At 69.4% G+C, this 10,476-nt stretch carries 11 protein-coding genes; 4 read left to right on the top strand and 7 right to left on the bottom strand.

Going from position 1 to position 10,476, the window contains the following annotated elements; all coding sequences use genetic code 11:
• Nucleotides 1-489, top strand: a 489-nt coding sequence (locus VM840_12025; protein HVL82305.1) for a class F sortase, incomplete at its 5' end; no start/stop codon positions are given.
• On the opposite strand, the gene VM840_12030 is transcribed toward VM840_12025, so the two are convergent.
• Together VM840_12030 and VM840_12035 are read right to left on the bottom strand one after the other, a co-directional pair.
• The gene (locus VM840_12030) at nt 486-869 is read right to left on the bottom strand and encodes a hypothetical protein (GenBank protein HVL82306.1); all 384 of its coding nucleotides are present in this window, start codon (nt 867-869) and stop codon (nt 486-488) included. The two genes, VM840_12025 and VM840_12030, sit on opposite strands and share 4 nt — an antisense overlap.
• 7 nt (nt 870-876) lie before the next feature.
• Nucleotides 877-1,212 (bottom strand): hypothetical protein, encoded by a 336-nt coding sequence (locus VM840_12035; protein ID HVL82307.1) that lies wholly within the window; start codon nt 1,210-1,212, stop codon nt 877-879.
• 126 nt (nt 1,213-1,338) lie between these two features.
• Here VM840_12035 and ftsH point away from each other — a divergent pair, with 126 nt between their 5' ends.
• A complete protein-coding gene (ftsH, locus tag VM840_12040) occupies nt 1,339-3,171 on the top strand; it encodes an ATP-dependent zinc metalloprotease FtsH (GenBank protein ID HVL82308.1) in 1,833 nt (610 codons plus the stop codon).
• Nucleotides 3,172-3,183: 12 nt separating this feature from the next.
• Here ftsH and VM840_12045 read toward each other — a convergent pair whose 3' ends face one another.
• The 5 genes from VM840_12045 to acnA form a co-directional block, all read right to left on the bottom strand.
• The gene (locus VM840_12045) at nt 3,184-3,426 is read right to left on the bottom strand and encodes a WhiB family transcriptional regulator (GenBank protein HVL82309.1); all 243 of its coding nucleotides are present in this window, start codon (nt 3,424-3,426) and stop codon (nt 3,184-3,186) included.
• 121 nt (nt 3,427-3,547) lie between these two features.
• Nucleotides 3,548-4,495 carry a diacylglycerol kinase family protein gene (locus VM840_12050; GenBank protein HVL82310.1) on the bottom strand — a complete coding sequence of 316 codons (948 nt, stop codon included), beginning with the start codon at nt 4,493-4,495 and terminating at the stop codon, nt 3,548-3,550.
• 84 nt (nt 4,496-4,579) lie between these two features.
• Complete coding sequence (locus VM840_12055; GenBank protein ID HVL82311.1) at nt 4,580-5,371, bottom strand: Ku protein; 792 nt, start codon at nt 5,369-5,371, stop codon at nt 4,580-4,582.
• A 37-nt stretch (nt 5,372-5,408) separates the two neighbouring features.
• Nucleotides 5,409-5,741: an anti-sigma factor antagonist gene (locus VM840_12060; GenBank protein ID HVL82312.1), complete on the bottom strand. Its 333-nt coding sequence runs from the start codon at nt 5,739-5,741 to the stop codon at nt 5,409-5,411.
• 8 nt (nt 5,742-5,749) lie between these two features.
• On the bottom strand, nt 5,750-8,404 hold the full coding sequence (gene acnA / locus VM840_12065; GenBank protein ID HVL82313.1) for an aconitate hydratase AcnA: 2,655 nt from the start codon (nt 8,402-8,404) through the stop codon (nt 5,750-5,752).
• 144 nt (nt 8,405-8,548) lie between these two features.
• Between acnA and coxB the strand changes: the two genes are divergently transcribed.
• Both coxB and VM840_12075 read left to right on the top strand, forming a co-directional pair.
• Nucleotides 8,549-9,601 (top strand): cytochrome c oxidase subunit II, encoded by a 1,053-nt coding sequence (gene coxB, locus VM840_12070; protein HVL82314.1) that lies wholly within the window; start codon nt 8,549-8,551, stop codon nt 9,599-9,601.
• 20 nt (nt 9,602-9,621) lie between these two features.
• A partial coding sequence (locus VM840_12075) for a cbb3-type cytochrome c oxidase subunit I (protein ID HVL82315.1) occupies nt 9,622-10,476 on the top strand: 855 nt, incomplete at its 3' end.

Genomic DNA, 10,476 nt, shown 5'->3' on the forward strand with positions numbered 1-10,476 from the left:
TCGGTGACCCGGCCCGCGCCACCGCCGCCCAAGCCTGCGCGGCCGGCCGCTTTCCCGACCCGGGGACGGGTTCGCATCCCGTCCGTCGCGATCGAGGGTCCGGTCGTGTCGACTGTCGTGAAGGACCGGGACATGGTCATCCCCCCGAACAGCCGCGACGTCGCCTGGCTGGACCACGGGTCGTACCCGGGTCCGTACCGCAACGTGATACTGGCCGGTCATCGCTCGTGGGGCGGCCGGCAGGGCACGCTTTGGCGGCTGGGTGAGGTGAAGGAGGGGGACGAGGTCTGGGTGGAGGTCGACGGAGCCGCTCACGGCTACCGGGTCAAGTGGGTCCGCCTCTACCACCCCGACAACGCCCCGGTCGAGGAGATCATGGGGGAGACGCCGGTCCACAGCGTCACGCTGATCACCTGCGGAGGGAACTTCGACCAGGCGAGGCGGCGCTACGACCAGAGGATAGTGGTTCGGGCGGAGGCCCTCTCCTAGACGGACGCGGGCTGAGGGCGCGTCCCGAGCTCCCGGACCAGCAGCTCGAGCTCGTCCAGGTCGACCGGCTTCGTCCGGTAGGCGTCGCACCGGGACCAGCGCGCCAGCCATTCGTCCACATCGCGCTCGAGCAGGACGACGACCCCTACGTAGGGGATGTCCCCCCGGTCGTGGAGCATCTTCAGCTCCCTGGAGAGGGCGAACCCTCCCATCTGCCCGAGGCTGGAGGCGGCGACGACGACCGAGGGGGGGTCTCCCATCGCGGCCAGTAGCGCCCGGTCGCCGTCGTGCGACGTCTGGACCTCGATGTCAGGGGAGGTGAGGGCCAAGCACATCGCCTCGAGGTCGTAGACGTTCTTGTCGACGAGGAGTACGCGCATCTCGCTCTCAGCGGACGGGTTCGCTCGGCGCCGGAGGCCACGGCGCCCGGTACGGTTCGGCGAGCGACGCGTCCTGCTTCGCTATGGCTTCGCGCAGGGGACCGAGGATCGTGTCCTCCTCGATCTCGAAGCCCCCGGCGAGCTCCGCGAACAGGGTGAGCTGGCGCTGGAACTCGGGCGCCAGGGCGAGGACGCGCTCGGCGGCGTCGATGTAGGTGGACGCGTACTGGAAGGCCAGGGACTGTCCGCAGAACGGGCAGTGTCCAGGGCGGCCCTCCGGGTCCACGGTCTCGGAGACCGGGTAGGTCCGCTCGCACGCCCTGCAGGTGATCTTGATGTCCAAGGGTCCTCCTAGGTCGTCCTCGATGTTGCCACGACCGGTCGGGCCGGGCACGCAACGGTATCCTAGGCGCCAGACGTGTCACAGCGCCCGAAGCCCCCCCAGCGGAACCCCCGCCGGAGCTGGCAGATGATCGCCATCTACGCCGCCCTGGCGCTGCTCGGCGCGTTCCTGTTCCAGCAGTGGCAGTCGACCGGACGTGACATCTCCTACAGCCGCTTCAAGCAGCTGCTTCGCGACGGCCGGGTGACGGAGGTGGAGATCTCGAGCTCCCAGATCCGCGGGGAGTTCCGCGACGACGGGGAGACCCGGCCGTTCCAGACCGCGCTCCCGCCGATCGAGGACCAGGACCTCATCCCCCAGCTCGAGGAGTCAGGGATCGACTACGACTTCGTCCCGGACAACCCCATCTGGGGGCTGCTCACCTGGGTGCTCCCGTTCGGGCTCATCATCCTGTTCTGGATGTTCCTGCTCCGGCGGATGGGCGGGGGAGCGGCCGCCCTGAACTTCGGCCGGTCGAAGGCGAAGCTCTACAACCGCAAGGAGATGCGGACGACCTTCGCCGATGTCGCCGGCGTCGACGAGGCGGTCGCCGAGCTGAACGAGGTGGTCGATTTCCTCAAGCAGCCGAAGAAGTACCAGAGGCTCGGGGGCCGGATCCCGAAGGGGGTCCTGCTGGTCGGGCCCCCCGGCACCGGGAAGACCCTCCTCGCCCGAGCGGTGGCCGGCGAGGCCGACGTGCCCTTCTACTTCATGTCGGGGTCCGAGTTCGTCGAGATGTTCGTCGGGGTCGGCGCGGCCCGTGTCCGGGAGCTCTTCGAGCAGGCGAAGCAGCACTCCCCGTGCATCATCTTCATCGATGAGCTGGACACCATCGGGAAGTCGCGGGGAGCCGGCATGACGATCGGCGGCCACGACGAGCGTGAGCAGACCCTGAACCAGCTCCTGGCCGAGATGGACGGGTTCGACCCCAAGACGGGCGTCATCATCATGGCCGCCACGAACCGGCCGGAGATCCTGGACCAGGCGCTCATGCGCCCCGGGCGCTTCGACCGGATGGTCGTCGTCGACCGTCCGGACCTGAACGGGCGCCTAGCCATCCTCGAGGTGCACGCGCGCAAGGTGAAGCTCATCGAGACCGTGGACCTGAGGGCCATCGCCGCCCAGACGCCCGGGTTCGCCGGAGCCGAGCTGGAGAACGTGATCAACGAGGCCGCCCTGCTCGCGGCCCGCCGCGGCGAGGAAGCGGTCCATCAGAAGGACCTCCAGGAGGCCATCGAGCGCGTGATGGCCGGACTCGAGCGGAGGTCACGAGTGCTGTCCGACCGCGAGAAGGACATCGTCGCCCACCACGAGACCGGACACGCGCTCGTCGGGATGTTCGTCGAGAACCTCGACCCCGTCCACAAGGTCACGATCATCCCCAGGGGTCCGGCCGCCCTGGGCATGACGATGACGCTGCCGATCGAGGACCGCTACATCGTCACGGAGGCGGAGCTGCTGGACAGGCTCTCATACATCCTCGGGGGCCGGGCGGCCGAGGAGATCGTGTACGGACACCTCTCCACGGGAGCCCAGGACGACCTGAAGCGCGCGACCGAGACGGCGCGGCGGATGGTCGAGCAGTTCGGCATGTCGCCCAGGATCGGTCCCGTCTCCCTCAACCCGAACGGGTCCCAGTTCCTCGACCGGGCGCCCTGGGAGAGGGTCGAGCGCGAGACCTCGGAGGAGACGGCCCGCATCGCCGACGAGGAGGTGTCCAGGCTGGTGCGCGAGGCCTACGACCGCGCGAGACGGATCCTGGAGTCACACGAGGGCGCGCTGCGCGGCGTAGCAGCGGAGCTGAAGCGGGTCGAGGTCCTCGACGGCCCCCAGCTGCGCGACCTGGTGGCGCGGCTCGAGGACGGTGCGGCGCCACGGCCGGAGCCTACGGCTGGTATCGGTGGGGACGCCGCCTCCTAGGCGGCGGTCGGTTCAGGACCCGACCCGGGCGAGCTCCCTGCGCATGTAGCGGCGCTCTTCCTCCGTCGTCCCGCCCCAGATCCCGTACTCCTGGTTGGAATCGAGGGCGTACTGGAGGCAGCTCTCGCGTACGTTGCAGGTGCGGCAGACGGCCTTGGCAGCCTCGATCTGCAGCAGGGCGGGTCCGGTGGTTCCAACGGGGAAGAACAGGTCGGGGTCCAGTTCCTTGCAGCGTGCGGTCTCACGCCAATCCATAGGCCGTACCTCCTCGCTGGACTGGGTTGACCCCTGGTCAGCATGATGCGATGGAGCCGATGTGACACCAGGGCTGTAGCAGTATGCACGTCGCGAGGCGTTCGTGCAAGGGTTCACTATCTCAGGGGGCCGGGTCGGCCCAGACGCTCAACGCGCCCGGCAGCACGTCGACCGAGACCCGGGTCACGCTCCCCAGGTGCTCCCCGTCAGCCTGCGCCGGCACGGGTCTGACGGCTTCCACGCGGCAAGCTCGCTGGTCGTGAAGGTGCAGGATGTCGCGATGGCGCAGGTGGCGTCCCGAGGTCAGGGTCTGGGCGATCCATCTCAGCGTCCGTGCCACCTTCATGGACCGTCCCGCCACGACGTCGAGCCCCGCCGCGTCCCTCACCGGCGGGGCGACGCGGATCCCCCTCTTGCCCAGGTAGGTGAAGGGGTCGGTCAGCGTCATGAGGGCCCACCACGCCTCCTGGCCCCCCTCGGGGGTCGAGATCCTGAGCGGCGGCCCGTCCCCTCTCCGGATGGAGAAGAAGGCGCGGAAGCCCTGCAGGATGTAGGCCCAGTCGTGCAGCTTCGGCCTCAGGCCGGACAGGTCCACTCGCCGGACGATCTCAGCGTCGAGGACCAGCCCCGCGGCGAACGAGAAGACCCGGTCGACCTCCCCGTCCGGACCGCTGGCCCGCAGGCGAGCGCAGGGGAGCCTGCGCGTCCGGCCGCCGCGTACGAGATCGATCAGATGCGCGGTCGCCGCGACCAGCTCGTTGGGGAAGCCCAGGTTCCGGGCCAGGACGTTGGTCCCTCCCCCGGGCAGTACGCCCAGAACGACGTCCGTGCTCCCGTTCTGACCCATGAGGCCGTTCACGGTCTCGTTCACCGTGCCGTCTCCGCCGTACACGAGGACCGACTTGGCTCCCGATGCGACCGCCTCCTGGGCGATCTCCGCCGCGTGTCCGCGGGCCTCCGTCGTCACGAGCTCCATATCGAAGGTCGCCTCGAGCGCCATCTCGACGACACGGAACGAAGCCTCGGTGACGTTATGGGCCGTGGGGTTGACGATCAGGACGGCGCGCATGCGCGGCAGCATAACCGGCGGGCCGAGCGTCGGGATACGGCGTGCGTCGGGACGGCCCCGGGGCCGTCCCGCCCCGGGCTGGCGCTACTGCGCTTTGGACCTGCGCTCGCGTACCTCTTCCAGGCTGCGCTCGAGCGCCTCCATCAGGTCGGCCACCGGGGCCTGCTCCGGGGAGGCAGCGGGCGCCACCACCTCCCGGCCCTGGACCTTCTGCTCCACGGCAGCCAGGAGAGCCTCCCGGTACGAGTCGCTGTGCTGGGACGGGTCGAAGTCCTCCGTGAGGGTGTCGATCAGGGTCTGGGCCATCTGGAGCTCGCGGGGGTTCACATCGGGCGAGGCGGAGAGCTCGGGGAAGGCCGCCTCCCGGATCTCGTCGGGCCAGTACATCGTCTCGAGCACGATCGCGTTCTCTCGCACCCTGAGGGTCGCCAGGCGCTCCTTGTCCCGTATCGCGACCTTGGCCACGGCCACCTTCCCCGACTCCACGAGCGCGTCCCGCAGGAGGCCGTACGCCTTCGTACCGAGCCCCTCGGGAGCGAGGTAGTAGGAGCGGTTGTAGTAGATCGGGTCGATCTGCTCGCCGGGGACGAACTGCAGGATCTCCACCGTGTTGCTGGTCGGCACCTGAACGGCGTCGAGCTCGGTCTCGTCGAAGGTGACGTAGGAGCCCTTCTCGTACTCGAACGCGCGGACGAGGTCGTCCTTCGTCAGGTTGTCCTTCCCGCACTCGGCGCAGGTGCGGTTGAACCTGACCCGTCCGCCGTCGGACGCGTGCAGCATGTTGAAGCGCAGGCTCTTCTCCTCGGTCGCCCCGTACAGGCGGACCGGGATGATGATGACGCCGAAGCTGATGGCCCCCCGCCAGATCGCCTGCATGACGCGTCTCCCCAGGACGAGGGAGCCGGGGTGCCGGCTACGCCTTCGCCGCTTCCACGGATGGGAACTGCGGGATGATCCTGTCCAGCCCGGACACCTCGAGCACCCGGGCCACGGCGCCCTGCGCGCCGGCGATCTTGAACTGACCCTCCGACTCCCGGACCCGCTTCAGGGCTCCCACGAGCACCCCGAGCCCGGTGGAGTCCATGAAGCTCAGCTGGCTGACGTCGACGATGATCTCGTTGACATCGGGTGCCCGCATCGGGCCGAGCGCCTCCTGCAGCTGGGGGGCGGTCGAGAGGTCACACTCGCCGCCGAGGCGGACCACGCGGCGGTTCCCGTCCTCTTCAACGTCGATACGCAACAGCATCGAACCATCTACCCCCTGGCTAGGATCTCCCGAACGACGGCTGGCAGGATACCGCCTTCACGGTAGTAGCGGACGTCCGTCCGTGTGTCGAGGCGCGCGACCGACTCGAAGGTGATGCGGGTCCCGTCGGCCCTCGTCGCGACCACCTGCACCTTGGACCGGGGCTCCAGAGCACCGAGGCCCGCGATATCGAACCTCTCGCTGCCGTCGAGACCCAGGTCCGCAGCGGGGGCGGGGAGCTCGAGGGGGAGCACACCCATCTGGACCAGGTTCGCCCGATGGATCCGCTCGTAGGACTCGGCCAGGACCGCCCGGACGCCCAGCAGGAGGGTCCCCTTGGCCGCCCAGTCGCGACTGGACCCGGCCCCGTACTCCTTCCCGGCCAGGATCACGAGCGGGATCCCGTCCGACCGGTAGCGCTCCGACGCCTCGAAGATGGTCATCCTCTCGCCGGTCGGTACATGGAGGGTGTGGCCCCCCTCCACGTCCACGAGGCGGTTGCGCAGACGTATGTTGGCGAACGTCCCCCGGACCATCACGTGGTGGTTCCCGCGGCGGGCGCCGTACGAGTGCAGCGCCTCGATCGGCACGCCTCGCTCCTGCAGCCACCGTCCGGCGGGGGAGGAGGCGGCTATCGTCCCCGCGGGCGAGATGTGGTCGGTCGTCACCGAGTCACCGAGGTAGACGAGGACGTGTGCGCCGACCACGTCCCGGACCTCCCCGGCCTCGCGCTCGATCTCGGCGAAGGGCGGCTCCTGGATGTAGGTGGAATCGGGGTCCCATTCGTAGACCTCGCCGGCGGGGGTCGGGAGCGCCCTCCAGCGCTCGTCCCCGGCGAACAGGCCGTCCAGGCGCTCCCGGAACCTCTCGGGATCGAGGGAGCTCGTGATCGCCTCTGAGATCTCCTCCCCGGTCGGCCACACGTCCCTCAGGTACACCGGCTCGCCCTCGGGAGAGGTACCCAGCGGTTCCGAGGTGAGGTCGATGTCCACGGTCCCGGCCAGGGCGTAGGCGACCACCAGCGGCGGCGACGCGAGGAAGGACATCCGGACCTGGGGGTGGATGCGCCCCTCGAAGTTCCTGTTGCCGGACAGCACGGCCGCGCAGGCGAGGTCGTGGCTGTCTATGGCCCCCGCCACCGGGTCGGGGAGGGGCCCGGAGTTCCCGATGCAGGTCGTGCAGCCGAACCCTACGAGGTGGAAGCCGAGCGCCTCGAGCGGCTCGAGGACGCCCGCCTTCCGCAGGTAGTCGATGACGACCGGGGAGCCGGGGGCGAGGCTGGTCTTGACGGTCGGACCGACGCTGAGCCCTCGTTCGACGGCCTTCCGGGCCAGCAGCCCGGCGCCCAGCATGACGCTCGGGTTGGACGTGTTCGTGCAGGACGTGATGGCGGCGATGACGACGGAGCCGTCCGTGAGCTCACCCCGGTCCCCGTCCACCGACACCTCGGTCCGAGCCGGGGCGGTAGCCACGCCGCCGGCCCCGTCCGCCGGGCGCGACCGCGCCCTCAGGTCCTCGAGCTCCGACCGGAAGGTGTCGCGGACGCCGCCGATGGCCACCCGGTCCTGGGGGCGCCGGGGGCCGGCGACGGACGGCTCGAGCGACCCGAGGTCGAAGGTGAGCTCCTCGTCGTACGTCGGGTCTGGGGTCTCACCGGTCACCCGGAACATGCCCTGGGCGCGGTAGTAGGCCTCGACCAGCTCGACGAGCGCGGCGTCGCGACCCGTCGCCCGCAGGTAGGTGAGGGTCTGGTCGTCCACCGGGAAGATGCCCTCGGTCGCCCCGTACTCCGGCGACATGTTCGAGATCGTCGCGCGGTCGGCCACAGTCAGGGAGTCGAGCCCGTCCCCGAAGAACTCGACGAACTTCCCGACCACCCCCTTCGCCCGCAGGAGCTCGGTGATGGCCAGGACGAGGTCGGTCGCGGTGGAGCCCTCCGGCATCCGCCCCGTGAGGCGGAAGCCGACCACGGTCGGGACGAGCATGGAGACGGGCTCCCCTAGCAGCGCAGCCTCGGCCTCGATCCCCCCGACGCCCCACCCGAGCACGCCGAGGCCCCCGATCATCGTGGTGTGCGAGTCGGTGCCCACTAGGGTGTCGGGGAAGGCCGTCCCCCCGTGGGTCATCACGACCCGGGCCAGGAACTCCAGGTTGACCTGGTGGACGATGCCCGCCCCGGGCGGCACCACCGAGAAGCGGTCGAAGGCGCCCTGAGCCCAGCGCAGGAAGGCGTACCGCTCGCCGTTGCGCTCGTACTCGAGATCGACGTTGCGCCCGAAGGCCAGGGTCGATCCGAACGCGTCCACGGTGACGGAGTGGTCTATGACCAGGTCGGCTGGGATCTTCGGGTTCACGAGGTCGGGACGCCCGCCGAGCCGCTGGACGGCCCCCCGTACCGCGGCGAGATCGGCCACGCAGGGGACCCCGGTGAAGTCCTGCAGGACCACGCGTCCCGGGTGGAAGGGGAACTCGACGGGCCCGGCGTCCGGCCAGGCGAGCAGGGCCTCGAGGTGGGCCGGGTCGGCGCCGTTGCCCTGGTGTCGGGCGACGTTCTCCAGGAAGACCCTGAGCACGTACGGGAGCGTCTGGAGGCGCTCGGGCGGGGCGATCTCGGCTAGCGGGTGGTAGGTGACCGAGCCCGCGGCGGTGGTCAGCGTGTCTATGGCGAAGCCTCCTGCTTAGGGGAAACCAGACTACGACTCCACCCCCGGCGACCGCGACGGCAAGCGGCTTGTGAAGCGATGCTCAAACCACTACGATCTCTGGCGCGCGGCGACGCGCGGTCGACCGTTAGGCTCGGAGGGCTGATGTCGAACCCACCTCGACGCTGGACGCGAAGGCTCACCTGGACCCTGCTCGCAGTGGCGGCGCTCGCCCTCGTCGGGTGTGCCACCGGGGGCGAGCTGGACAGCCTCCGCCCCGCCGGACCCATCGCCCACAAGCAGATGAGCCTGTTCACCCCGGTCTTCTGGACCGCGGTCGTCGTGTTCGTGGTGGTCGAGGCGATCCTGGTCCTGGCCCTGTTCCGCTTCCGGGACCGTCCCGACGCTCCCATGCCCCAGCAGGTGCACGGGAACACCCGGCTGGAGGTCGGGTGGACGATCCTGCCCGCCCTCATCCTCGCCGTCATCGCCGTACCGACGGTGGCCACCATCTTCGCCCTCGCCCAGGAGCCGGAGGGGGCGATCCGTGTCGAGGTCGTCGGACACCGCTGGTGGTGGGAGTTCCGTTACCCCGGCGAGGACGTCGTCACGGCCAACGAGCTCCACATCCCGGCTGGACGCCCGGTGATGCTGACCATGGACGCCTACGAGGAGGGCGGGGTCCTCACCGTCCCGGCCGAGCGCGGCGAGGGTGTCATACACAGCTTCTGGGTCCCCCGTCTGGCGGGGAAGCAGGACGTCGTCCCGGGCAAGGTGAGCACCCTCACGCTGGAGGCGGACCAGCCCGGCGAGTACTGGGGGCAGTGCGCCGAGTTCTGTGGGATGTCCCACGCCAACATGCGCGTCCGCGTTATCGCGCACGACGAGGCGGGGTACCGCAGGTGGTTGAACGAGCAGAGGGCACCGGCCGCACAGGCCACCGGCGCGCTGGCCGAGGGTCAGAGGCTCTTCGCCGAGGGCGCGTGCGCGGGGTGCCACACGATCGAGGGGGTCGCCACCGGGATCGGCGGTCCCAACCTGACCCACTTCGCGAGCCGGAACCGGTTCGCGGGCTCCACCTTCGAGACGAACCGCGAGAACCTGCGCGAGTGGCTGCGCGACCCCCCGGCCATGAAGCCGGGGAGCCTGATGCCTCCGCTCGGGCTGACCGAGGACGAGATCGAGTCGCTCGTCGACTACCTGCTGAGTCTCAGGTGACGTTACCTACGGGAGAGTGAATGGCGACCACAGCTGAGCACGTGCAGCCGGACCAGAGCCTCTTCCGGCGCCCGACGTCCACGACGGGGTTCTGGTCGTGGTTCACCACGGTCGACCACAAGAAGATCGGGATCCTCTACGGGGTCACCGCCTTCATCTTCTTCCTGATAGGCGGTCTGGAGGCCCTGCTCATCCGGGTCCAGCTCGCCCGCCCGGACGGGACGTTCCTCGACGCGGACACCTACAACCGTCTCTTCACGATGCACGGTCTCACGATGGTCTTCCTAGTCGTGATGCCGCTGTCCGCCGCGTTCTTCAACTACTTCACGCCGATCATGATCGGCGCCCGCGACGTCGCCTTCCCGCGCCTCAACGCTTTCAGCTACTGGGTGTTCCTGTTCGGGGGGATCTTCATGCTGTCGAGCATCCCCCTGGGCGCCATGCCCGACGGCGGGTGGTTCGGGTACGCGCCGCTGAACCGGATCCTCGAGGGCCACGGGATGGACTTCTACAGCCTGGGCCTGCAGATCCTGGGCGTGGCGTCGCTCGTGGCATCGGTGAACTTCGTGACCACGATCATCAACATGCGGGCACCCGGGATGAGCTTCATGCGTATGCCCGTGTTCATCTGGATGACGCTCGTCGTCAACTTCCTGCTCCTGTTCGCGATGCCTGTCATCGCGGTCGCCCTGTTCCAGCTCACCTTCGACCGCTTCTTCGACACCGCGTTCTTCGACGTGACGCGCGGCGGGGACCCGATCCTGTGGCAGCACATGTTCTGGCTGTTCGGGCACCCCGAGGTCTACATCCTGATCCTGCCCGCATTCGGGATCATCTCCGAGGTGCTGCCGACCTTCGCCCGCAAGCCGCTGTTC

It is taken from the genome of Actinomycetota bacterium (assembly GCA_035540895.1).
Lineage (GTDB): Bacteria > Actinomycetota > JAICYB01 > JAICYB01 > JAICYB01 > DATLFR01.

What these genes read in the sequence shown, in the direction of transcription:
- VM840_12045 (HVL82309.1), bottom strand. Translation starts at nt 3,426, where the DNA reads ATGGATTGGCGTGAGACCGCACGCTGCAAGGAACTGGACCCCGACCTG.
- ftsH (HVL82308.1), top strand. Translation starts at nt 1,339, where the DNA reads ATGATCGCCATCTACGCCGCCCTGGCGCTGCTCGGCGCGTTCCTGTTC.
- coxB (HVL82314.1), top strand. Translation starts at nt 8,549, where the DNA reads ATGTCGAACCCACCTCGACGCTGGACGCGAAGGCTCACCTGGACCCTG.
- VM840_12050 (HVL82310.1), bottom strand. Translation starts at nt 4,495, where the DNA reads ATGCGCGCCGTCCTGATCGTCAACCCCACGGCCCATAACGTCACCGAG.
- VM840_12030 (HVL82306.1), bottom strand. Translation starts at nt 869, where the DNA reads ATGCGCGTACTCCTCGTCGACAAGAACGTCTACGACCTCGAGGCGATG.
- VM840_12055 (HVL82311.1), bottom strand. Translation starts at nt 5,371, where the DNA reads ATGCAGGCGATCTGGCGGGGGGCCATCAGCTTCGGCGTCATCATCATC.
- VM840_12060 (HVL82312.1), bottom strand. Translation starts at nt 5,741, where the DNA reads ATGCTGTTGCGTATCGACGTTGAAGAGGACGGGAACCGCCGCGTGGTC.